The sequence below is a fragment of the Enterobacter sp. CCUG 70166 genome (assembly GCF_020224095.1).
Lineage (GTDB): Bacteria > Pseudomonadota > Gammaproteobacteria > Enterobacterales > Enterobacteriaceae > Enterobacter > Enterobacter intestinihominis.
The window spans coordinates 68,906-91,874 of record NZ_NRIQ01000004.1 but is presented as its reverse complement, the minus strand read 5'-3'; the positions used below and the strand labels follow the sequence as shown (position 1 = coordinate 91,874).

The 22,969-nt window shown below is 57.3% G+C and carries 24 protein-coding genes; 12 read left to right on the top strand and 12 right to left on the bottom strand.

Going from position 1 to position 22,969, the window contains the following annotated elements:
* Nucleotides 1-27: 27 nt before the first annotated feature.
* Genes CKK19_RS02335 through yihU form a run of 5 tightly spaced genes read right to left on the bottom strand, consistent with a single transcriptional unit; the run spans nt 28 to nt 6,536 of the window.
* A complete protein-coding gene (locus tag CKK19_RS02335) occupies nt 28-1,410 on the bottom strand; it encodes an MFS transporter (RefSeq protein ID WP_063853144.1) in 1,383 nt (460 codons plus the stop codon).
* A 45-nt stretch (nt 1,411-1,455) separates the two neighbouring features.
* Nucleotides 1,456-3,480, bottom strand: coding sequence for an alpha-glucosidase (locus CKK19_RS02330; protein ID WP_063853143.1), 2,025 nt, complete (start codon nt 3,478-3,480; stop codon nt 1,456-1,458).
* Between the two features lie 16 nt (nt 3,481-3,496).
* The gene (gene yihS, locus CKK19_RS02325; protein WP_225455022.1) at nt 3,497-4,738 is read right to left on the bottom strand and encodes a sulfoquinovose isomerase; all 1,242 of its coding nucleotides are present in this window, start codon (nt 4,736-4,738) and stop codon (nt 3,497-3,499) included.
* 14 nt (nt 4,739-4,752) lie between these two features.
* A complete protein-coding gene (gene yihT / locus CKK19_RS02320; RefSeq protein ID WP_023305113.1) occupies nt 4,753-5,628 on the bottom strand; it encodes a sulfofructosephosphate aldolase in 876 nt (291 codons plus the stop codon).
* 17 nt (nt 5,629-5,645) lie between these two features.
* Nucleotides 5,646-6,536 (bottom strand): sulfolactaldehyde 3-reductase, encoded by an 891-nt coding sequence (yihU, locus tag CKK19_RS02315; protein WP_225455021.1) that lies wholly within the window; start codon nt 6,534-6,536, stop codon nt 5,646-5,648.
* 155 nt (nt 6,537-6,691) lie between these two features.
* On the opposite strand from yihU, the gene CKK19_RS02310 reads away from it, so the two are divergent.
* The 6 genes from CKK19_RS02310 (at nt 6,692) to fabY (ending at nt 11,436) form a co-directional block, all read left to right on the top strand.
* Nucleotides 6,692-7,588 (top strand): sugar kinase, encoded by an 897-nt coding sequence (locus tag CKK19_RS02310; protein WP_038416951.1) that lies wholly within the window; start codon nt 6,692-6,694, stop codon nt 7,586-7,588.
* Nucleotides 7,589-7,622: 34 nt separating this feature from the next.
* Nucleotides 7,623-8,423 (top strand): DeoR/GlpR family DNA-binding transcription regulator, encoded by an 801-nt coding sequence (locus CKK19_RS02305; RefSeq protein ID WP_023298924.1) that lies wholly within the window; start codon nt 7,623-7,625, stop codon nt 8,421-8,423.
* A gap of 118 nt (nt 8,424-8,541) precedes the next feature.
* Nucleotides 8,542-9,141 (top strand): glucose-1-phosphatase, encoded by a 600-nt coding sequence (gene yihX, locus CKK19_RS02300; protein WP_063853141.1) that lies wholly within the window; start codon nt 8,542-8,544, stop codon nt 9,139-9,141.
* Nucleotides 9,135-10,016 (top strand): virulence factor BrkB family protein, encoded by an 882-nt coding sequence (locus CKK19_RS02295; protein WP_023298923.1) that lies wholly within the window; start codon nt 9,135-9,137, stop codon nt 10,014-10,016. The genes yihX and CKK19_RS02295 overlap by 7 nt, the downstream gene beginning before the upstream one ends.
* Nucleotides 10,013-10,450, top strand: a complete 438-nt coding sequence (gene dtd, locus CKK19_RS02290) for a D-aminoacyl-tRNA deacylase (RefSeq protein WP_015569909.1) — start codon at nt 10,013-10,015, stop codon at nt 10,448-10,450. The genes CKK19_RS02295 and dtd overlap by 4 nt, the downstream gene beginning before the upstream one ends.
* 44 nt (nt 10,451-10,494) lie before the next feature.
* A complete protein-coding gene (gene fabY / locus CKK19_RS02285; protein WP_022649838.1) occupies nt 10,495-11,436 on the top strand; it encodes a fatty acid biosynthesis protein FabY in 942 nt (313 codons plus the stop codon).
* Nucleotides 11,437-11,444: 8 nt separating this feature from the next.
* Here fabY and CKK19_RS02280 read toward each other — a convergent pair whose 3' ends face one another.
* The gene (locus tag CKK19_RS02280; RefSeq protein ID WP_063146850.1) at nt 11,445-12,365 is read right to left on the bottom strand and encodes an alpha/beta hydrolase; all 921 of its coding nucleotides are present in this window, start codon (nt 12,363-12,365) and stop codon (nt 11,445-11,447) included.
* A gap of 199 nt (nt 12,366-12,564) precedes the next feature.
* Between CKK19_RS02280 and CKK19_RS02275 the strand changes: the two genes are divergently transcribed.
* Both CKK19_RS02275 and CKK19_RS02270 read left to right on the top strand, forming a co-directional pair.
* On the top strand, nt 12,565-12,807 hold the full coding sequence (locus CKK19_RS02275) for a ribbon-helix-helix protein, CopG family (protein WP_023298920.1): 243 nt from the start codon (nt 12,565-12,567) through the stop codon (nt 12,805-12,807).
* Nucleotides 12,808-12,809: 2 nt separating this feature from the next.
* Nucleotides 12,810-13,181, top strand: a complete 372-nt coding sequence (locus CKK19_RS02270; RefSeq protein ID WP_080339264.1) for a type II toxin-antitoxin system VapC family toxin — start codon at nt 12,810-12,812, stop codon at nt 13,179-13,181.
* 39 nt (nt 13,182-13,220) lie between these two features.
* Here the strand turns inward: CKK19_RS02270 and fdhE are convergent, their stop codons facing one another.
* From fdhE to fdnG, 4 genes are read right to left on the bottom strand one after another with little or no spacing between them, the layout of a single operon-like run.
* Nucleotides 13,221-14,150: a formate dehydrogenase accessory protein FdhE gene (fdhE, locus tag CKK19_RS02265; protein WP_022649835.1), complete on the bottom strand. Its 930-nt coding sequence runs from the start codon at nt 14,148-14,150 to the stop codon at nt 13,221-13,223.
* Nucleotides 14,147-14,782 (bottom strand): formate dehydrogenase cytochrome b556 subunit, encoded by a 636-nt coding sequence (gene fdoI, locus CKK19_RS02260; RefSeq protein WP_006808711.1) that lies wholly within the window; start codon nt 14,780-14,782, stop codon nt 14,147-14,149. The genes fdhE and fdoI overlap by 4 nt, the downstream gene beginning before the upstream one ends.
* A complete protein-coding gene (gene fdxH / locus CKK19_RS02255) occupies nt 14,779-15,681 on the bottom strand; it encodes a formate dehydrogenase subunit beta (RefSeq protein ID WP_003861960.1) in 903 nt (300 codons plus the stop codon). The genes fdoI and fdxH overlap by 4 nt, the downstream gene beginning before the upstream one ends.
* Before the next feature lie 12 nt (nt 15,682-15,693).
* Nucleotides 15,694-18,744 carry a formate dehydrogenase-N subunit alpha gene (gene fdnG / locus CKK19_RS02250; RefSeq protein WP_139153886.1) on the bottom strand — a complete coding sequence of 1,017 codons (3,051 nt, stop codon included), beginning with the start codon at nt 18,742-18,744 and terminating at the stop codon, nt 15,694-15,696.
* A gap of 371 nt (nt 18,745-19,115) precedes the next feature.
* Between fdnG and fdhD the strand changes: the two genes are divergently transcribed.
* The gene (gene fdhD / locus CKK19_RS02245) at nt 19,116-19,952 is read left to right on the top strand and encodes a formate dehydrogenase accessory sulfurtransferase FdhD (RefSeq protein WP_063853140.1); all 837 of its coding nucleotides are present in this window, start codon (nt 19,116-19,118) and stop codon (nt 19,950-19,952) included.
* 114 nt (nt 19,953-20,066) lie between these two features.
* The gene (locus CKK19_RS02240) at nt 20,067-20,279 is read left to right on the top strand and encodes a DUF1471 domain-containing protein (RefSeq protein WP_003861966.1); all 213 of its coding nucleotides are present in this window, start codon (nt 20,067-20,069) and stop codon (nt 20,277-20,279) included.
* A gap of 40 nt (nt 20,280-20,319) precedes the next feature.
* Here the strand turns inward: CKK19_RS02240 and CKK19_RS02235 are convergent, their stop codons facing one another.
* The gene (locus tag CKK19_RS02235; RefSeq protein ID WP_022649832.1) at nt 20,320-20,643 is read right to left on the bottom strand and encodes an AzlD domain-containing protein; all 324 of its coding nucleotides are present in this window, start codon (nt 20,641-20,643) and stop codon (nt 20,320-20,322) included.
* Nucleotides 20,643-21,302: an AzlC family ABC transporter permease gene (locus CKK19_RS02230; RefSeq protein ID WP_022649831.1), complete on the bottom strand. Its 660-nt coding sequence runs from the start codon at nt 21,300-21,302 to the stop codon at nt 20,643-20,645. Before CKK19_RS02230 ends, CKK19_RS02235 begins: the two co-directional genes overlap by 1 nt.
* Before the next feature lie 103 nt (nt 21,303-21,405).
* On the opposite strand from CKK19_RS02230, the gene CKK19_RS02225 reads away from it, so the two are divergent.
* Complete coding sequence (locus CKK19_RS02225) at nt 21,406-21,954, top strand: helix-turn-helix domain-containing protein (protein ID WP_023305101.1); 549 nt, start codon at nt 21,406-21,408, stop codon at nt 21,952-21,954.
* A gap of 17 nt (nt 21,955-21,971) precedes the next feature.
* Nucleotides 21,972-22,967: a LacI family DNA-binding transcriptional regulator gene (locus CKK19_RS02220; RefSeq protein ID WP_063853139.1), complete on the top strand. Its 996-nt coding sequence runs from the start codon at nt 21,972-21,974 to the stop codon at nt 22,965-22,967.
* Nucleotides 22,968-22,969 lie beyond the last annotated feature (2 nt).

Here is a 22,969-nt window from a genome sequence, read left to right as displayed (position 1 = left end):
GCCCCGCAGGGCGCTCAATCACGTCATTTATGCCGTACGTTTGCGCAGCTCAATTTCTTCTACGATGCGCACATACATCTTCTCGTTGAGGTTGTAGAAGCAGCCCATCGCCACGATGGTGATGACCGCCAGCAGGCTCGGGTAGATAAATATCAGCTGCCGCAGCCCTTCAACCGTGCCGGCGGATTGCACCACGTTGGGCACATAGCCAATCTGCGTAAGCATGATCCCCGGGAAGAAGCCCGCCAGCGCCTGCGATACCTTGCGGAAGAAGGTAAAGCCGGTATAGACCGTCCCCTCGGAGCGTACGCCGGTGCGCCACTCGCCGTACTCCACGGTATCGGAGACCAGCGCCCAGTTCAGGCTGTTCACGAACGCGGAACCGAAGAACGCCAGACAGGAGAACGCCACAAAGCTCACCGAGCCGCCGCCGAAGAAGTAGTTAAGCAGATCGCCTGCCACCCAAATTGCCAGCCCGCTGATATAGACCTTTTTCTTACCAAAGCGCCGCACCGCGCCAGGCATCATAAAGACGCCGATAAAAATACAGCCCATGCTGAAGAAGCCCATGTACGACAGCAGGATCGGGTCGTTCAGCACGTACTGCGTGTAGTAGACCTGAATGGCGAGTTTGACGTTAAAGGCACCCAGCGTGCACAGGTTAGCGATGCACAGGATAAACAGCGGACGGTTCCCGGCGATGGCGCGAAACGACTGCAACAGCCCCGGTTTCTGCACCGGGTTAGCAGGTTGCGTCTCAACGTAACGCTCGGTTACGCCCTTATAGCACCACCACATAAAGAACAACCCGAACAGCGAGAAGAGGGTGGCGGCAAAGATGTAGCCAAGCTGGTCATTGCCCTCAATGAGGTTCATCACCGGGACAAAGCCCACCGTACAGAGCAGCAGGCCGAGCGTGGCGCCGCCCTGACGCCAGGCCGCCAGCGAGGCTCGCTCGTCCGGGTTTTTGGTAATGGCGGGCACCATCGCGCCGTAAGAGCAGTTCATCATGCTGAAGAACAGGCCGTACAGCATGAACAGCACCGTTGCCATCACCGTTTTGCCGGTCATCTCAAACGGTGTGCCGACGAAGTTGGCAATCGCCAGCAGCGTCACAGGGAAGGCTGCATACAGCACGAACGGGCGGAATTTCCCTTTCGGGCCAATCTTGCGCCGGGAGTCGAGCATGATCCCGGTGCCCATATCGGTGAAGGCGGTAAAAAACTTCGCAATCAGGAAGATAATCCCCCCGTAGGTACCGGGCAGTCCCAGCACGTCGGTGTAGAACTTCAGCAGATACAGCGTGCCGATATCCAACAGGATGTTAGAGCCGAGATCGCCCATCCCGTAGGCGAGTTTTTCTTTAAACGGCAGGCGCAGGGTTGCCGGGTCAGAAGTATGTTGACTCATTATTGTTCTCCGTCTGCCCGCAGGTTTCCCCGCGGGCGAGCCTTATCAGATATGACGTAAGGTGCTAAACAGATCTGCCCATTCGCTTTGCTGGCGATAGAAGACCGGCGGTTTGCCGAGCGGGGCATCAACGGTCACGTCACCGCCCTGGCAGGTTTCCCCCGTCCACGCATTGACCCAGCTGTCCTGCGGCAGATAGAGCGACCAGTCGCGGCGTCCCTCTTCATGAACCGGGGCCACCAGCAGATCGCGGCCAAACAGGTACTGGTATTTCAGCGTGTAGGCGCGCGCGTCGTCCTCGTAGTGCAGGAACAGCGGACGCATCACCGGCAGGCCGCTTTTCGCGTTCTGCGCAACCGCAGCTTTGATGTACGGCTTCAGAGTGGTGAATACGGTGGTCATGCGCGCGAAGTGCGCGATGGTTTCGGCGTCGCCGTCGAACTGCCAGTTGTCGCCAGGGCGATTGCCCTCGTGGGTACGCATCATCGGCGTAAAGGCGCTGAAATCGCACCAGCGCAGCAGCAGCTCTTTGCTGCGCTTCATCTCGAACAGCGTCGTATAGCCGCCAATGTCGCTGTGGTGCAGCCCGTGCCCGGTCATCGCCAGAGACAGCGCCGCCGGTACGACGGACGCCAGACCGTCGTCCAGGCTCCAGTCGACGTTCTGATCCCCCGCCCACATCATCACCGAGTGCTTCTGGCTGCCGGTGTAGCCCGCGCGCATGAAGAACAGGATCTCCCCGAGCTTGCCGGTCTCCTCCAGTGCTTCGTAGTTACATTTCGCCCACAGGGCAGGCCAGGCGTTATGCATGATCTCCGCGCTAACGCCGTTGTGCAGGTAGGTATCGGTCGGCAGATATTCCCCGAAATCGGCCATCCAGCCGACGCAGCCCAGTTCGATCAGGTTCTTTTTGATGACCTCTTTGTACCAGCCGTAGGCTGCCGGGTTGGTCAGGTCGATAACGCCCGCGTAGAATTCGCCGAACTCAACGTGGTAATCCTCGCCGTTGGCGTTTTTGGTCAGATAGCCGCGTTTCGCCGCTTCTTCGCAGAGATCTTTATCGCTGGCGACGTACGGGTTGATATAGGAGAGGAACTGCACGCCCTCCTGTTTCCACTGCGCAATCCGCTCATCAAGCTGCGGATAGAGCGCGCTGTTCCACTTCCAGTTCCACATCACGCGTTTGCCGAAGGAGGTCATGCGGATGCCGGACCAGTCCTGCGCCCAGATGCCGTTCACCTTCACGCCGCCCTCGCGCATGGCGTCGAGCTTCTGCTGACACACCTCGGTGCCACCCTGAATACCCAGCGTCACGCCGTCGTAAACCCAGTCCGGCAGTTCAGGCTGACGCCCCAGCAGGCCGGTCAGTTTTTCCAGCAGATCGACGTAGGTTTCTGCGCATTCGAAGCGCAGCGTGGCGTTATCTTCCCAGAACGCCAGCTCGTGGAAGTCCGGCGCGCTGAAGTCGAAGTTCATATAACAGCTGTTATCCACGTGGCAGTAGTACTTCTGGGTGCTCACGAAGGTAGGCTGTGGGAAGAAGGTCCAGTAGTAATCGCCGCCCGCGTTCTCTTTGCAGTCGGCCTGCCAGGTGACGTAGGTCTGCTTGTTGCGGCCCACGCCCTGCTCGCTGGTCCACAGCGGGAACGGCTTGCCGCGCAGATCGAAATACGAGAACTGCTCGCCGCAGCCGTAGATATGATCGTCAGGCTGAGCCGCCAGCCGCAGCCAGATGCGGTTATGGCTGGCGGCGTCATTTTTCAGCTTCAGCTCCAGACGGCCCTCACCATCCACGCCCACCAGCAGCGTCGCGCTCACCGCGTCGCCGCGGGTAAAGCGGATTGCCCAGCCCGCGCTTTGCTGCGTGACGGTCGCGTTCGTCAGGGCAATCTTTTCGTTAAGCTTGTCTTTGATGCTGAAATTGCCGCGAAACATCTCGATATCCGCTTCGCCTGCACCGATCCACAGGCAGGGGGCATTCGCAGAGTGGGATAAAATCAGACGGTCCTGCCAGCGCAGGGTGAAACCACTTTCGTTATTTTTCAGGTCAATATTGTGTAGGGTACGCATAAAAACTCCGTCTTTATTATTTGGCCAGGCTATCCAGTAATCCGGCGGCGACGGCAGGGGCTAAGCCCGGCGCCAGCGGCAGGCGGGGGATCACCAGGCAGTGCAGCAGGTGGTAAATATCCTGCTTGCCGTCCCAGACTTTGGTGGTCACTTCGTTATTGGTGTCCAGCTCCTGCCACCATGAACCGTTTTCGTAATCCATCAGGTACTTGATGCAGTAATCCCACCATTTCTGATACCAGGCTTCGTACTGCGCCTCGCCAGTGACGGTGTAGAGCGCGTAAGCCGTACCCATCGCTTCGACGATTGGCCAGCGCACGCGTTCGCGGACGATTGGCTTGCCGTCCCAGCCCACGGAGTAGACAAAGCCATCGGCCCCGTCGGGTGCCCAGGCGTCGCGGGTAGTGGCGTGGAACAGTCCTTTCGCATCTTCCAGCAGCCATTCCGGCGGGGTTTCAAAGCGGGCTTCCAGGGCAGCGCGCAGGTGCAGCATCAGGCGACCCCACTCAATCCAGTGCCCCGGCGTGCCGCCGTAGGCGCGGAAGCGGTGGGCGGGGTTATCGATGTTGTAGTCGCGGATCGGGTTCCAGTTGGTGTCGAAATGCTCGTTAACGCGGTACTCCCCTTTGCGCGCCACGTCGTGAATAATCACCGAGGCGATGCGCAGGGCGCGGTCGAGCCATTTGCGGTCGAGGGTCACGTCATAGACGATGAGGAAAGCTTCCACGGCGTGCATGTTGGCGTTACCGCCGCGGTAATCTTCCGTTTTGCTGAAGGCTTCATCCCAGGACTCCAGGCACATCTGCTCCTGTTCGCTCCAGAAGTAGCGCTCAATCACCTCGATGGCGTCGTCCAGCAACTTGCGTGCCTGCGGATGGCCGGTGGTGACGGCGCTCGCCGCGCCCAGCAGGACGAAGAAATGCTGATAGCCCTGCTTGGTCGCATCAATCACGCCTTCATCGTTTACGCAGGCGTACCAGCCGCCGTGCTGCTTGTCGCGCAGCGGACCGTTCAGGGCATTAATGCCGTGCTCAACCAGGGCGTACGCACCAGGACGTCCCATGTTCGCCGCCACCGCGTAAACGTGCAGCATGCGGGCGGTGATCCACAGATGGGTGCCCATATCGCTACGCACCTGCCCGTTATTGCCCAGCCAGCCAAAGCCGGTCGGTACGGCGGCGTTTTTACCGAAATCGAGAATGCGGTCGGTCTCTTGTTCGAGCCAGCGGTTATGGCTCAGGGTATTAAACCATTTCATGTTCGGATCCTTTCTTAACGGCGAGCCATCATTTCGTCGACGATCTCACCCAGACGCTGAAGTTTTGGTACGGAAATATCACGCAGCATCAACTCGGTGTCCGGCAGGCCAATCACAGAGGACCAGACGGCGCGACCGGCTAAAAAGCCCGATGCCCCCGCCTGCATCGCCACGCTCACCGCGCGCGGGAATAACTTATCGTCCACGCCGGAGGAGAGGATCACCCACGGCATGGCGATGTTCTCGTTCAGCTTCTGCGAGGCCGTCAATAGCTCGTGCTGCGTGCCCTTACCAAACAGCGGCATTTCCACTTTGTAGAGGTCGGCACCGCTGTCGCCCAGCTCTTTGGCCGCATCGATAATCGCCTGCTCGCGGTCAAACGCGGCGCCGCGGCGCGGTGGACGCACAACCGGCTCGATAATGCTCAACAGACCGTTATCGTGGCACAGCGTATTGAACGCTTTCACCATCTCCAGGCGCTGCTGCGGATCTTCATCGCTGCGCCACAGCACCAGCAGCTTCAGCGCCTTGCCGCCGTCGCGTTTGACCGCCTGCGCGTCAATGCTCTTGTCGATCACCACGCTGTCGACCGGAATACCGTTCCCCGGAATAAACTCGTCGGCTGCCACAATCATCGCGCAGCTTTTGGCCACGGCCCGCTGCTCGACAATCTGGCGATAGCAGAACTGCTGGTCGACGAGAATGGCAGAGGCGTACGGCGACAGAATTTTTGCCGCGTTGACTTTAAAATCCGTCAGGTGCTGGTCGGTTACCGGTACCGGCGCGCCTGCCGCCGCAAACATCAGGCGCATCGCTTCGCGCTGATCCACGGCCAGCATCGCAAAACCGCCGGAAGGTCGGGTGATATCTTTCAGGGTGTACATCGTCATTCCTCAGTCCTTTCGTATCAGTGTGATTTTTTCAGCCCGGCAGATGCGCGAACCTGTTCAAGAATGGCTGTCCAGTCTTCGCGCCCGCGCCCGGCGGCGCGTGCCTGGTTGTAAACTTCTCGTGAAGCCGCGCCCAGCGGCATTGGGACATGCAGCTGGTTGGCCACGTCGAGGGCGATCCCCAGATCCTTATGCGCAAGGTCGATCATGAAGGCGGGTGAAAGATCCCCTTTCAGCACCTTGTTCGGCCATGACGTGGTGAAGTGGCCTTTGCCCGCAGGTGTGCCGCTCATCACCTTGAGCGCCACGTCAAAGGAGAGGCCAAGCGCTTCGCACAGTACGGCGGCCTCGGCGGAAAGGGCGTTCAGGGCGATGCTCATGTAGTTATTGATGAGCTTCACGCGGATGCCCATTCCCGGCCCGCCGGCGTTAATCAGTTCATTACCCATCGCCATTAAGACGGGGGTGGCGCACTCAACCTGCTCTGCCGTGCCGCCTGCCAGCAGGAGTAGCGTACCGGCGATGGCATGATCAGAGGTGCGCCCGACGGGCACGTCCATCAGGCTGAAGCCTTGCTCTGCCATGTCGCGGATCAGCGCGTCGGTTTGCAGCGGGTGAATGGTGGACATATCAATGACCAGCGCGTCGCGGGACAACCCTTCGCACACGCCGTGCTCGCCGAACAGCACGCTGCGCACCAGGTCGCCGTTTGGCAGCATAGTGATCACGAATTCGGCATCCGTTGCTGCCTGTGCGGGCGTTGCCGCCGCCCGGGCGCCGCTCTCTACCAGCGCCTGAACCGCCTGCGGGTTCACATCAAAAACGTTAAGCTGGTGGCCCTGTTTCAACAGATTCTTCGCCATGGGCGCGCCCATCTGTCCTAAGCCGATAAATGCGATTGCTGACATGCCTCTCTCCTGTCACATCGTGTCAATTTTTGCGCGTTTGTGGTGTCTGTTTTTGATCGTATTTGTAATTTATAGTCAAAAAATTGACACGGGTCACTTTTTAAACATTTGGTGAAATTAAAATGAAGGCATCAGAAATCGCAGAAGGAATCACCATGACTCGCATCGTTTGTGTCGGCATTACCGTGCTGGATCGCATCTGGTATCTCGATGATTTACCAAAAGAAGGTGGGAAATATGTCGCAAAAGACTACACGGAAGTGGGCGGCGGCCCGGCGGCAACGGCGGCAGTGGCAGCCGCGAAACTGGGCGCGGAAGTGGATTTTATTGGTCGGGTGGGGGACGACGATACCGGCAGACGGTTGCTTGCGGAGCTGGAATCCCTGGGGGTGAACACCCGCTATACGCGCGTAGTTAAGGGAGCCCGATCGTCGCAATCGGCGGTGCTGGTGGACGCAGGTGGGGAAAGAGTGATTGCCAACTACCCCAGCCCCGATCTGCCCGCCGAGGCAGGCTGGCTGCATGAAATCGACTTCTCTCAGTGGGATATTGTCTTAGCCGACGTGCGCTGGCATGACGGGGCAAAACAGGCATTTACACTGGCCCGTCAGCAGGGCGTTCCGACGTTGCTGGATGCGGATGTTACCCCGCAGGATATCGCGGAGCTGATCGCCTTAAGCGATCACGCGGCCTTCTCTGCGCCGGGACTGCGGCGTTTAACGCAGTTGGATGAAACAGAAGACGCATTAAAAAAAGCACAAATGCTCACAAATGGACATGTGTATGTCACGCAGGGGCGAGACGGCTGTTTCTGGCTGGAAAACGGCGCGCTATGTCATCAGCCTGGATTTGAAGTGAAGGTCATTGATACCACCGGCGCGGGCGACGTGTTCCACGGTGCGCTGGCGGTCAGCCTGGGGCAGAAATTGCCCGCCGCAGACGCCGTGCGTTTTGCCAGCGCCGTCGCAGCACTGAAATGCACAAAGCCCGGCGGGCGCGCGGGTATACCCGACTGTGATCAAACCCGCTCTTTTTTGTCACTTTTTGTATAAAATGCGGGGCGTGATGGTTTTCAGAGGACAGCCCATGAGCCTTACCGAACTGACCGGCAACCCGCGTCACGATCAGCTGCTGACGCTGATTGCCGATCGCGGCTATATGAACATTGATGAACTGGCGCAGCTGCTGGATGTGTCGACGCAAACCGTGCGCCGGGATATCCGCAAGCTTAGCGAGCAGGGGCTGATCACCCGTCATCACGGCGGTGCGGGCAGGGCATCCAGCGTGGTCAATACGGCGTTCGAACAGCGTGAAGTCTCGCTGACCGAAGAGAAACGGGCGATTGCCGAAGCGATTGCGGACTATATCCCGGATGGCTCGACCATCTTTATCACTATCGGGACGACCGTGGAGCACGTTGCCCGGGCACTGCTTAATCATAATCATCTGCGCATCATCACCAACAGCCTGCGGGTGGCGCACATTCTTTATAAGAACCCGCGTTTTGAGGTGATGGTACCTGGCGGTACGCTGCGCCCGCATAACGGCGGCATTATCGGGCCTGCGGCAACGGCGTTTGTGTCTGGCTTCCGGGCGGACTACCTCGTGACCAGCGTGGGGGCGATAGAGCACGACGGCGCGATGATGGAATTTGACGTTAACGAAGCCAGCGTGGTGAAAACCATGATTGCCCACTCCCGTCACATTTTACTGGCGGCCGATCATACGAAATACCACGCCTCCGCGGCGGTTGAAATTGGCAACGTGGCGCAGGCGACGGCGCTGTTCACCGATGAGCTGCCCGGCCCGGCGCTGCAAAGTCACCTAAAATCCAGCAAGGTTGAGGTTGTCGAAGTGAATTCCGGAGAAGAGCAGCAGGCTGGCTGATCGTCTTATGGCCCGATATTGCGATTCGGGCCTTTCCTTTCTCTAAGCTGAATCTGGCGCATAGCTAAACTTTCTCTTTCCCGCTACAGTTACTTTTCCACGGCGAAAGGAGATAAACATGCTTTATATCTTTGACTTAGGAAATGTAATCGTCGATATCGATTTTAACCGGGTGCTGGGCGCATGGAGCGATTTTAGCCGTGTTCCGCTGGCGACGTTAAAGCAGAATTTCGCGATGGGTGAGACTTTCCATTTGCACGAGCGCGGTGAGCTCAGCGACGAAGCGTTCGCAGAGCGTTTCTGTCAGGAAATGGGTCTCTCGTTAAGCTACGAGCAATTTTCCCACGGCTGGCAGGCCATATTTGTCGCGATCCGCGCCGAAGTGATCGACATCATGCACAAGCTGCGCGAGCAGGGGCATCGCGTTGTCGTGCTGTCTAATACCAACCGCCTGCATACCACCTTCTGGCCGGATGAATACCCGGAAATTCACGCGGCGGCAGATAAAGTGTATCTCTCCCAGGAGATGGGGATGCGTAAACCTGAGGCGCGCATCTATCAGGCGGTATTGCAGGAAGAAGGATTCACGGCAGCGGATGCGGTCTTTTTTGACGACAACGCCGATAATATAGAAGGGGCTAATCAGTTAGGTATCACCTCCATTCTGGTGACCGGAAAAGAGACGATACCGAACTACTTTGCGAAGCAGTTATGCTAAAAACCGTTCATCAAAAAGCCAATCACCACACGCGCCCGCTGAGGGCGTGGCTGAAACTCCTCTGGCATCGCATTGATGAGGACAACATGACCACGCTGGCGGGCAATCTCGCTTACGTGTCCTTGCTCTCGCTGGTTCCGCTGGTGGCGGTGATTTTTGCGCTTTTTTCGGCGTTTCCGATGTTTGCCGATGTGAGCATGCAGCTTCGCCATTTTGTTTTCGCAAACTTTATTCCTGCCACCGGCGATGTGATCCAGAACTACATTGAACAGTTTGTCGCTAACTCCAGCAAGATGACGGCGGTGGGGGCGTGTGGGCTTATTGTTACCGCGCTGCTGCTGATGTACTCCATCGACAGTGCGCTCAACACTATCTGGCGGAGCAAAAAAGTCCGCCCAAAGGTCTATTCCTTTGCCGTCTACTGGATGATTTTAACCCTCGGCCCCTTGCTGGCGGGGGCTAGCCTGGCGATCAGCTCCTACCTTCTTTCGCTGCGCTGGGCGAGCGATTTAAACAGCGTGATCGATAACGTGCTGCGCATCTTCCCGCTGATTTTATCGTGGCTTTCGTTCTGGCTGCTTTATAGCGTGGTGCCAACTACGCGCGTACCCAACCGGGATGCCGTGGTGGGTGCGCTGGTCGCGGCGTTGCTCTTTGAGTTGGGCAAGAAAGGATTCGCGCTTTATATCACCATGTTCCCCTCTTATCAGCTGATTTACGGCGTACTGGCGGTGATCCCCATTTTGTTTGTCTGGGTCTACTGGACGTGGTGCATCGTCTTGCTTGGCGCCGAAATAACTGTCACTCTCGGGGTCTACCGCGAACTTAAAAAAGCAGCAGAAGCTGAAAAACAACAAGAAGCAGACCAACCATGATTGCATTGATTCAGCGCGTAACCCGTGCCAGCGTCACCGTGGCGGATGAGGTGACGGGTGAAATCGGCCCAGGACTTTTGGTGCTCCTGGGTGTCGAAAAGGATGACGACGAACAAAAAGCCAACCGCTTGTGTGAGCGCGTGCTGGGCTACCGCATTTTCAGCGATGCGGAAGGCAAGATGAACCTGAACGTTCAGCAGGCGGGCGGCAGCGTGCTGGTGGTGTCCCAGTTTACGCTGGCTGCGGATACCGAACGCGGCATGCGGCCGAGTTTTTCGAAGGGCGCGGCACCGGATCGCGCAGAAGCCCTTTACGAGTACTTTGTTGAGCGCTGTCGCCAACAGGACATGAATACACAAACCGGACGATTCGCTGCGGATATGCAGGTTTCGCTGGTGAACGATGGCCCCGTCACATTCTGGCTCCAGGTATGAGCCAACTGGCGGCCTGGCCGCGGGTAACAAGAGAGAGTACAGCTATGTATCACCTTCGAGTACCGCAAACGGAAGAAGAGTTAGAGGTTTATTACCATTTCCGCTGGGAAATGCTGCGCAAGCCACTGCATCAACCTAAAGGGTCTGAACGCGACGCCTGGGACGCGATGGCGCACCACCAGATGGTGGTTGATGAAGAGGGCAACCTCGTTGCCGTGGGGCGTCTGTATATCAATGCCGACAACGAAGCTTCAATCCGCTTTATGGCCGTTCACCCCTCCGTGCAGGACAAAGGCCTCGGAACGCTGATGGCCATGACGCTGGAATCCGTCGCCCGTCAGGAAGGGGTCAAGCGCGTCACCTGTAGCGCCCGTGAAGATGCCGTTGAGTTCTTTGCCAAGCTTGGTTTCGTGAATCAGGGGGAAATTACCGCCCCGCAAACTACGCCGATTCGTCACTTTTTGATGATCAAACCCATCGCCACCCTGGACGATATTCTCCATCGTGCCGACTGGTGCGGGCAGCTCCAGCAGGCGTGGTATCAGCACATTCCGCTCAGTGAAAAAATGGGCGTGCGTATTCAGCAATATACCGGGCAAAAATTTATTACCACCATGCCGGAAACCGGCAACCAGAACCCACACCATACCCTGTTTGCCGGTAGCCTGTTTTCACTCGCCACGCTCACCGGCTGGGGACTGATCTGGCTGATGCTGCGCGAACGTCATCTCGGCGGCACCATTATTCTGGCCGATGCCCATATCCGCTACAGCGCGCCGATCAGCGGCAAGCCGAGCGCGGTAGCTGACCTGGGCGCACTGGGCGGCGATCTCGACCGTCTGGCGCGTGGGCGTAAAGCACGCGTACAAATGCAGGTTGAGCTGTTCGGCGATGAAACGCCGGGCGCGGTGTTTGAAGGCACCTATATCGTTCTGCCTGCGAAGCCGTATGGCGCGTATGAAGAGGGCGGGAACGAGGAGGAGTAGTCTCCTTCTCACTCTCGCCCGGCATGGTTAATGCGCCAGGCAATATCTCGCATAACGTCTCGCGCTGACTGGCTAATTCCACCCAACTGGAAGAAGCCGTGAATTACACCCCGCCATCGTTGAGCGGTACACTTCACGCCTTGCTCCGTGAGGCGCTGATAAAGCGCCTCGCCTTCGTCGCGTAACGGATCATACTCAGCGGTAACAATGTGGACCTTCGGCAGACCGCTAAAGTCGTTGCGCCACAGTGGGCTGACTTCAGGATGCTGACGGTCAGCTTTATCCAGATACATTTCATAGCCGCTCAAAAGGGTATCGCGAGTAATTACGTAGTCCATGCCATTGAGGGTATAGCTTTCAAAACTGGCCGTAGCGTCGAGCATGGGGTAGATAAGAATGAGCTGTGCGGGATCCCAGAGACCTTTGGCCTTAAGCCGCAATGACGTTACCAGCGCAAGATGCCCTCCCGCACTGTCTCCACAAAGTGTAATCCGGTTTTTATCCACACCTAATTGTTCTGCATTTTGCCAGACAAGATCTGCCGCTCTCTCTGCATCGTCATGCGCAGCGGGGAAGGTATGCTCGGGTGCGAGTCTGTACTGAACCGCAATGACCCGACAGTTACCGTAAAACGCCAGTTGGCGAAGCTGATTATCATGGGTTTCAAACCCACCGCTGACAAAACAACCGCCATGATAGTAGAGGGCACAAGGTAACGTTTCAGGGGCATTGACAGGCGAAAATAGCCGAAAGGTCATCTCCTCAAGAACAAGCGTTTCAACCTGGACACGAGTTTCTGTCTCCCCGGCCAGAGCTGTGCTGGCAACATACCCGGCTCTCCGTTCATCTATATTCTGCTTTCGCGAGGAAGGCCGCCCTGCTGCAATAAAATCTTGTACAAGCTTATCAATTCCCTTTTCCAGCGCCATGGTTACGTCCTCATGCTGTATTTATATACAGCTTTATAGCCTGGTTTACGAAAGATGAAAACAGAGGAATTTGAAGATATAAATGTCCTGGAAAGCGGCTCGCAAAATCGGTGACTGCATTAACAATGTTCTTTAACCATGTCTTAATTATGGATATATTGCCTGAAAATTAACCGTGGATGATATACTAAGGTGATATATGAGTCTTTTGGCGGACCTTACTATGGGCAGAATACTGATCGATTTGTCTGATGACGTGATTCAACGACTGGATAACCTGAAGCAGTTGCGCAACCGGCCGCGCGCCGAACTGCTGCGGGAAGCCATAGAACTGTATCTCGACCAGCAGAATTCATCGGTTATCCGCGAAGCGCTTGGCCTGTGGGGAAATCAGCAGGAAGATGGGCTTGAGTACGAACGCAAGCTGCGTGAGGAGTGGTAATGATGGAGCACATGGCTGTGTTTGACACCAATATCCTCATCGATCTTTTTAATAACCACGTTGAGGCTGCGGATGCGATCGATCGCACAGCTTCGCATCGTGCCATTAGCCTCATCACATGGATGGAAGTAATGGTGGGCGCTCGCAGGCACGGTCAAGAAGCAAAAACGGCAGCCGTGATGGGGGCCTTTGAAATTATTGATATAACAAGGGAAATTGCTGAAAGAAGCGTATTACTTCGCGAACAGCACGGGATGAAGCTTCCTGACGCCATTATTCTGGCTACTGCTCAGAGCAGAAGCTGTCCGTTAATTTCGCGCAATACGAAAGACTTTTCGGGTATTGCTGGGGTCGTTTCACCTTACCACCTGTAGGCCGGGCAAGCGTGCGCCGCCCGGCATTCTCACAGGAGATTACTCCCCTTCCCCCGGGAACAGGAACGGGTTGATCGAGCTACGGGCAAAGCCCTCCTGCTCCATCTTCGCGTCCAGGATCAGCGAGGCGAGATCGTCGGCTACCGCTTCGACTTTCGGGTCTTTTTCCTGATACAGAATCTTCAGGTAGGTCCCGCAGTCGCCGCAGCTTTCGGCTTTCACCGCCGCGTCTTCGTTTTCCAGCGACCAATAGTTCAGATCGCGGGTCTGTTCGCAGTTGCTGCACTTGATGCGCACCACGTGCCACTCGGTTTCACACAGGTTGCAGTGCAAGTAGCGCAGCCCCTGCGTCGTACCAATCTGTACCATGCTGGAGACCGGCATTGAGCCGCACACCGGGCAAAACTGGCGCGCTTCGCCATATTCAGCGCGGGCTTTACCCGGGATCAGGCTCGCCATTTGCGCCCAGTAGAGCGACAGCGCAGCCCAGATGAACGGCGCTTTATCGCTGCTCACCAGCGAGAAGTCGGAGGCAAACAGCGCGCTCGCCATCTCTTCCAGCTCTTGCTCTGAGGCTTTTTCCAGGTTCTCAATGACCGCCAGCGCCGTGCCGCTCATTTCGGGCTTCAGCTCGGCAATCAGCGAATGCAGCAGCTTATGCCAGTGCTTGTCGCGCGGCAGAACGTGAATGTCCAGCGGCGGCTTGCCCTGCGCGTTGGCTTCTTTGATGCGTGCGGTCAGATCCATTTGCAGCGGGTGGTCGTATAGCACCACTTCCTGCGCATGGGCGACCAGCGCGGCAAAACGCAGAAAATCGCCCAGCGGGTTGTTCTCTGCCAGCTCGCGCAGACGCTCTGCGCGGCGGTTGTAGAGGTTCTTGAGTCTGGGGAACAACAACGGCGGAATATAATCCGCCGTGCGTTTCTCGCTCGACCCCAGCTCATCTTGCGGGATTATGCGAATACTCATTCAGATGACTTTTCCTGTTTCTGGCGGACTTCACGGTACCAGCGCGGGTGATGTTTCTTCGCCCACGTACTGGTTACCCATCCTTCCACCATCGCGGTAATGGTGCCTTTCACCCAAAGGGCGGCGTAGATATGCACCATGATAACCACAATTAACGCCACTGCGGCAAATGAATGCAGCATCAGCGCAAATCGGATCACCGGGATTGAGAAAGCAGGCGCAAAGTACGGACGCCAGATGATCACGCCGCTCACCAGCAACAGGACCAGGAAGATAATCGCCGCCCAGAATACGCATTTCTGGCCGAAGTTATAACGCCCGGTATCACCCACTTCCTCGTTGACGACGATCTTACGAATATTCTTCGCCCAAAAGATATCATCCCGATTGATTAGGTTATGGTGCCAGTAGCGGAAAAACATGATGATAAACGAGGCAAACATCACCACACCCACGAACGGGTGCAGGATGCGCGCCAGCTGCGGCGTGCCCAGTATCTGCATCAGCCAGTTGAAGGAGGGGAAGAAGAACCCCAGCCCGCTTATCGCCGCCAGCATGAAGCAGAAGGCGGTGACCCAGTGGTTGATGCGTTCCGGCGCGGTGTAGCGCACGATGGTGTCACGTTTTCTCATTTGCGCACCTCGTCTTTCTCTTCATGCAGGTTATCGTCTTCCTCTTCCGCGCGGTTCGGACCAACGCCGACGTAGTGGAAGATGCTCGCTGCAAAGGTGGCCGCAAAACCGACCGCGGCCAGCGGTTTCCAGATACCTTTCCAGAACTTCACGGTGGCGCTGATTTCCGGGTTCTCCGGCAGGCCATGGTACAGATTCGGCTTGTCGGCGTGGTGCAGCACGTACATCACGTGCGTACCGCCAACCCCGGCCGGATCGTACAGGCCCGCGTTATCGTAACCACGGGTTTTCAGCTCGCCCACGCGCTCTGCCGCCAGCGTTTTCATATCCTCTTTAGAGCCAAAGTGGATAGCGCCGGTTGGGCAGGTCTTCACGCAGGCTGGCTCCTGACCGACATTTACGCGGTCAACGCACAGCGTACATTTGTAGACGCGGTTGTCTTCCGGGTTCATGCGCGGCACGTCGAACGGACAGCCCGCGATGCAGTAGCCGCAGCCAATACACTGCTCAGACTGGAAGTCGACGATGCCGTTGGCATACTGAATGATAGCCCCTTCTGACGGACACGCCTTCAGGCAGCCCGGATCCGCACAGTGCATACAGCCGTCTTTGCGGATAAGCCATTCCAGTTTGTCGTTCTGTTCCACTTCCGAGAAACGCATTACCGTCCAGGACTTGGCGGTCAGGTCCGCCGGGTTGTCGTACACCCCGACGTTGTGACCCACTTCGTCACGGATGTCGTTCCACTCTGAACAAGCCACCTGACAGGCTTTACAGCCGATACAGGTGGTCACGTCGATAAGCTTCGCCACTTCCTGCTGGTGGTCCCGCGCCTGAGGCGCGGGCGTGAAACCGTTAGTCGCGGAACGACGGATAATGTCTTGAGATTGATAAGCCATAAGTCGTCTCCGTTACACCTTTTCCACGTTCACGAGGAAGGCCTTAAACTCCGGCGTCTGCGTGTTCGCATCACCGACGAACGGCGTCAGGGTATTCGCAATGAACCCTTTCTTCGCCACGCCCTCATAACCCCAGTGAATTGGGATGCCGATGGTATCCACCTGCTGACCATGAACGTTCAGCGTGCGAATACGCTTGGTCACCACCGCCTTGGCTTTGATGTAGCCGCGGTTAGAGGAGACCTTCACGGTATCGCCATGGGCGATGCCGAGTTTGTTCGCCAGCTTCTCGCCGATCTCCACAAACTGTTCCGGCTGCGCGATGGCATTCAGCAGCGCGTGCTTGGTCCAGTAGTGGAAGTGCTCAGTCAGACGGTAAGTGGTGCCGACATACGGGAACTTGTCCTTTTTACCCAGCGCTTCAAAATCGCCCTTGAAGATACGGGCTGCCGGGTTAGAGACCACGTTCGGGTGCAGCGGGTTAGTACCCAGCGGCGTCTCAAACGGCTCATAGTGTTCCGGGAACGGACCTTCCGCCATTTTATCGATAGCAAACAGGCGCCCCATCCCTTCAGGCTGCATGATAAACGGCCCGACATCGCTGCCTGGTGCTGCAGTGCTGTAGTCCGGAATATCCACGCCGCCCCATTTCGCGCCGTCCCACTTGAGTAGCTGACGCTTCGGATCCCACGGGTTGCCCTGCGGGTCAGCAGAGGCACGGTTATAGAGGATGCGGCGGTTAAGCGGCCATGCCCATGCCCAGCCCAGCGTATTACCGAGGCCCGACGGGTCGGCGTTATCGCGGTTGGCCATCTGGTTGCCTTTCGGCGTCCAGCTACCGGCAAAGATCCAGCAGCCGCTTGACGTCGTACCGTCGTCACGCAGGTGTGCGAAGGTGCTGAGCTGATCGCCTTTCTTCGCCAGCACGGTGCCGGTCGCCGGGTCGATAACGTCCGCCAGCGCCTTACCGTTGCTCTCCATGGCTACTTCTTCCGGCGCAGGGTTTTCCGGCGTCGAATAGTTCCAGGTCATGTTCAGCACCGGCTCAGGCGTTGCGCCGCCTTCAGCCGCGTACATTTTACGCAGGCGTAAGAAGATACCGGCCAGGATCTCGCCGTCGTTCAGGGCGATGCCCGGGGCGTCCGCACCTTTCCAGTGCCACTGCAACCAGCGGCCAGAGTTGACAATAGAGCCGTTCTCTTCCGCGAAGCAGGTGGACGGCAGACGGAACACTTCGGTCTGAATCTTCGACGGGTCGACATCGTTCGACTCACCGTGGTTCTGCCAGAACGTTGAGGTTTCGGTATTGAGCGGGTCAATTGTCACCAGGTACTTCAGTTTCGACAGAGACTCGACAACCTTGTTCTTGTTCGGGAACGACGCCACCGGGTTAAAGCCCTGGCAGATATAGCCGTTGACCTGGCCCTGGTGCATCATTTCGAAGTACTGGAGGACGTCGTACCCTTTGTCCCACTTCGGCAGCCAGTCAAAGCCCCAGCTGTTTTCCGCCGTCGCCTTGTCGCCGTAGAAGGCTTTCATCAGCGAGACGAAGAACTTCGGATAGTTGCCCCAGTAGTTTACCTGGCCTTCGAGCAGCGGTTTTGGCGTGCTGGCCGTCAGATAGGTTTGCAGGTCAGTCTGTTTCTCGCTCGGCAGGTTCATGTAACCCGTCAGGCTCTGAGACAGCAGGCCAAGGTCGGTCAGACCCTGGATGTTGGAGTGACCGCGCAGGGCGTTAACGCCGCCGCCTGCCATCCCCATGTTGCCGAGCAGCAACTGAACCATCGCCATGGTGCGGATGTTCTGCGCGCCGATGGAGTGCTGCGTCCAGCCGAGTGCATACAGGAACGACGCGGTTTTATCTTTCGCGCTGGTTTCCGCAATCAACTCGCACACCTTCAGGAAGTCCGCCTTCGGCGTCCCACAGATGTTTTCGACAACCTCTGGCGTATAGCGGGACACGTGCTCTTTCAGCAGGTTCCACACGCAGCGCGGGTGTTGCAGGGTGGTGTCGCGCTTCGCAAAGCCGTTTTCGTCCAGCTCGTAGTTCCAGCTGGTTTTGTCGTACCTGCGTTTTTCGGCGTCATAACCGCTGAACAGGCCATCTTCGAAGTGGTAATCCTCACGCACGATCAGGCTGGCGTTGGTATAGGCTTCGGTGTACTCGCGGTTATATTTTTCGTTGGTCATCAGGTACAGCAATACGCCTGACAGGAAAGTGATGTCAGTACCTGAACGAATAGGGGTGTAGAAATCCGCCACTGACGCTGTACGCGTAAAGCGGGGATCGATCACAATCAGCTTCGCGCCGTTGTGGATTTTGGCTTCCATCGCCCAGCGGAACCCGACAGGGTGCGCTTCAGCGGCGTTACCGCCCATCACCACAATAAGGTTGGCGTTCTTGATGTCGACCCAGTGGTTGGTCATCGCACCGCGACCAAATGTTGGAGCAAGACTTGCTACCGTTGGTCCGTGTCAGACACGCGCCTGGTTGTCGACCGCGAGCATACCGAGTGCGCGCGTAAATTTCTGGGTTAAATAGCCGGTTTCGTTACTGGACGCTGAAGCACACAGCATGCCGGTGGAGAGCCAGCGGTTAACGGTGGTGCCTTCGGCATTCTTCGCAATAAAGTTGGCATCGCGGTCTTCTTTCATCAGCTTAGCGATGCGATCGAACGCCTCTTCCCAGGTGATTTGCTGCCATTTGTCAGAGCCGGGAGCGCGGTACTCAGGAAACTTCAGGCGGCTTTCGGAGTGGATAAAATCTACCAGACCGGCCCCTTTCGGACACAGCGCACCACGGTTGACCGGATGATCCGGATCGCCTTCGATGTGGAAAATAGATGCTTTGGCGTTTTTCGCACCGTCGCCGAGGCTATACATTAACAGCCCACAGCCGACGGAGCAGTACGTACAGGTGTTACGGGTTTCGCGGGTGCGCAGCAGTTTATACTGCCGAGTTTCCGCCAGCGCTACGCCGGGCGCAAAGCCCAGTGCCGCCGCCGTGGTGCCTGCCATACCGCCAGCGCAGATCTTAAAGAACTGCCTTCTGCTGACCTGCATGGGTCACTCCTTGGTTCATTACGACATTGCTATGTAGTTTTACTTTGCGGTTGAGAATTAACCGCAAAGGAGAAAAATTTGCGTTAATCCCTCATTTCTCCGAGGGATAAGCCCAGAATACCACAATGTCGGTACGCCTGTTCCAACGGCGTTAAAACAAAGTGAACGTATTATCACGGCATTGATTATAAAGTGTGATATCAATCACATTTCTCTCTGCGGATGTTAAGGGTGTGTAGCAGATGACCGGTTGCACCCCTCCGAATTGAGTAGGAGAATGGATGCTGAAAAGTTGATCCATACTATGCGTAAGGTCCGCTGTTTGTGGTGCAATAGCAGGCTCACTTCCGTGGTTGTTCAGGAATACCGTCGTGTTTAAACAAAACCGTGCTACCCACGCGTCGCCACTGCCTGCGGGCATCGTGGAACTGTCGGTACACAGACCGCCTCACATTTCACATGCCACGCCGGATTTTCTGGCGGAAGAGGTCCCCGTTGCCCTGGTTTACAACGGGATTTCGCATGTGGTGATGATGGCCTCGCCGAAAGATCTCGAGCTGTTCGCCATCGGTTTCTCCCTCTCGGAAGGCATCATTGCGCATCCGCAGGAGATCTACGGCATGGACATCGTACCGGCCTGTAACGGTCTCGAAGTGCAAATCGAACTCTCCAGCCGCCGCTTTATGGGGCTGAAAGAGCGCCGCCGGGCGCTGGCCGGACGTACCGGCTGCGGCGTGTGCGGTGTTGAACAGCTTAACGATATCGGCAAACCCATTATCCCGCTGCCGTTCACCCAGACGTTCAATCTGGCGCATCTTGATCGGGCGCTTGTGCACCTGAATGACGTTCAGCCCATCGGCCAGCTCAGCGGTTGTACGCATGCGGCGGCGTGGGTATTGCCGTCGGGGAGCATTGCAGGCGGGCATGAAGATGTTGGCCGCCACGTCGCGCTGGATAAGCTGCTGGGCCGTCGCGCTCGGGAAAACAACGTCTGGCAGCAAGGGGCCGCGCTCGTTTCCAGCCGCGCCAGCTACGAGATGGTGCAAAAATCCGCCATGTGCGGCGTGGAAATTTTGTTTGCGGTGTCAGCGGCAACCACGCTGGCGGTTGAAGTGGCGGAGCGCTGCAACCTGACGCTGGTGGGGTTCTGCAAGCCAGGCAGGGCGACAATTTACACCCATCCGCAGCGATTAATTGTTAATCAGTAATTTTGAATGAGTATAGCAAATCCTTCCGCTTTTAGTTGTTCATGATGAGGTCTAGTATTTATCTCATCAAGGCACGGTGCCTTATCTAAACAACTTAACGAAAGGGTTTATCTCATGAAAAGCATCAAAACTTTTGTCGCAGTAATCGCTCTGGCTACATCTTTCGGTTCTTTCGCTGCGCAGACTGTGACCGCATCCGCCTCTACGCTGGACGGTGCAGAAGCTAAAATCGCCGCACAGGCTCAGGAAGCGGGCGCGTCATCCTACAAAATTACTCAGGCATTCACCGGTAACCGCGTACACATGACCGCTGAACTGAACAAATAATTTCGCAGTACCGTCGAAAGAGCGCCCATGGGGCGCTTTTTTAGTTTATGCCCGCCAGACGCAGCAGCGCCGTCACCACCGCCGCCGCGACGATCACCACAATTAACGGCATTTTGCGCCAGGCCAAAAACACCGCGAACCCCACCCCCAGCACGCGCGCCATCCCGGCAAAATGGTCCCCTTCATAAAACGTTGTCGCCAGCGCGACGGAGAACAACAAAACGGTAGCCGCATCTGAAAGCAGCGCCTGCGAACGTTCAGAAAGCGCCAGCCGGCTGCCGAGTTTTGCCCCGCCGAGACGCATCAGATAGGTTCCGGCAGAAAGAATGGCGATGCCGAGAATAAAGACCGTCATGTTTTCCATTATTTTTTCCTCGCGGCAAGGCCGAGCAAAGAGAGCAGCACCGGCAGGCCCACCGGTGCGAACGGCACGGCTGCCAGCGACAACAACGCGCCGCTACAGGCGCGGATCAGCGTGGTGCGGTTTTTAAATGCCGGCACCACTAACGCCAGCAGGATCGCCGGGAACACCGCGTCCAGCCCGATGGTTTCCGGGTCTGGCAGTAGCTTGCCGACCATCGCCCCCAGCACCGCGCCCAGTGGCCAGATGATTGCCACGCCTAACCCGCACAGCCAGTAGGCCGCTTTACGCTGCTCGGCGGTTTTTTGCGACAGGCCAAACACCACGCTTTCATCGTTCATGATATGACAGCCCAGAAAGCTCAGGCCGCGCTTGCCCACCAGGTCACGCACCGTCACGCCGAACGGCACATGGCGCGCGTTTACCAGTAAACCGGCTGCGGCCGCCGCCAGCGGATTGCCGCCGCTCGCCACGATGCCGATGAACATAAACTCGGATGCGCCTGCCAGCACCGTGAGGGAGAGAACAAACGGCACCCACAGCGGGAAGCCGTAGGCCATCGCCAGCGAGCCGTAGGACATGCCGACCACGCCCACCGCGAGGCAGACCAGGACGATCGCTTTTATCGTGTCGCCTTTCAGGCAAGAGAGGTGATTCTTCATACCATTTTAGCCATATCGAACGTATTTCCATTATAATGAACGCATCAAAAACGTTTTACAAGACGAACGATTCGTTCGTTATAGAGAGAATGAGGCCGTTATTATGACGCAGCCAATCAGCGTAATCGCCAGAAGCCTGGTGCGAGAACGCCTGCGAACCGGACTTTCGCTGGCGGAGATCGCCCGCCGTGCCGGGATCGCCAAATCCACGCTTTCACAACTGGAGTCTGGCAACGGCAACCCTAGCCTGGAAACGCTCTGGTCGCTTTGCGTGGCGCTGGATATTCCGTTTGCCCGATTACTGGAGCCACAGCAGCCCGTCACGCAGGTGATCCGCCGCGGCGAGGGCACAAAAGTTGTCGCCGGGCAGGCGAACTACGAGGCGATTTTGCTCGCGGCGTGTCCGCCGGGGGCGCGTCGTGATATCTACCTGCTGCTGACTCAGCCGGGGGCAGACCGTATTTCCCAGCCGCATCCGCCAGGGTCGGTTGAGCATATTATCGTGACCCAGGGGCGGGCGATGGTCGGCCTGATCGACGCGGCGGAAGAGCTCGGCCCGGGAGATTACATTTGCTATCCCGCTGACCAGCCGCATATCTTTAAGGCGCTGGAGCCAGATACGCACGCGCTGCTGGTGGCGGAACAAAACTAAAGAAGATACGGAAAATCATGTCGCTTAAAGCCATTGCCAAAGAACTGGGGCTGTCTGTTACCACCGTCAGCCGCGCCCTCAACGGATATGACGACGTTTCTGCTGAGACGCGCGCCCGCGTGGAAGCGGAGGCCCAGCGCCGTGGCTACCGACCAAATACCTTTGCCCGTCGCCTGAAGATGGGCAAAATCGACGCCGTCGGGTTGGTGTTTCCGGTGCATCCTGTTCCGCTCAATAACAGCGTTTTTATGGACATGGTCGGCGAAATTAGCCACGAACTGGCGCGACATGAGATTGACCTGCTGCTCATCGCTGACGACGATCTGGCGGACAAACACAGCTATATGCGCATGATGCAGAGCCGACGCGTGGATGCGCTGATTGTCGCGCATACGCTGGATCACGATCCGCGTCTTGAGCAGCTTCAGGCCGCCGGGTTCCCGTTCCTGGCGCTCGGCCGCAGCCAGCTGCCGCAGCCGTACGCGTGGTTCGATTTCGACAACTATGCCGGTACGTATCAGGCCACCCGCTGGCTGATCGAGAAAGGCCATCAGCGCATTGCGCTGCTGGGCGAAAGCAACAACCAGGCATTCATCACCCAGCGTCGCCAGGGCTTCCTGGACGCGCTGCGGGAAGCCGGTCTTTCCAGCGAATGGCTGCGCGCCATGCCCCCTTCGCGCCGCGTGGGGTATGCCACCACGCAAGAACTTCTCTCCCTGCCGCAGCCGCCCACGGCCATCATTACCGACTGCAACACTCATGGCGACGGCGCAGCGATGGCTCTGGCGCAGATGGGGCGCTTAACCGGTGAAAATGCCGTCTCGCTGGTGGTCTATGACGGTTTACCGCAGGACAGCATTGTCGATATCGACGTCGCGGCGGTGATCCAGTCTACCCGTCAGGGTGTCGGGAAACAGATTGCCGATATGGTGCGCCAGCTGATTAACGGCGACGACATTGATACGCTTCAGGTGCTCTGGCAGCCGGAATTTTCCCCAGGCCAGACGGCCTGATT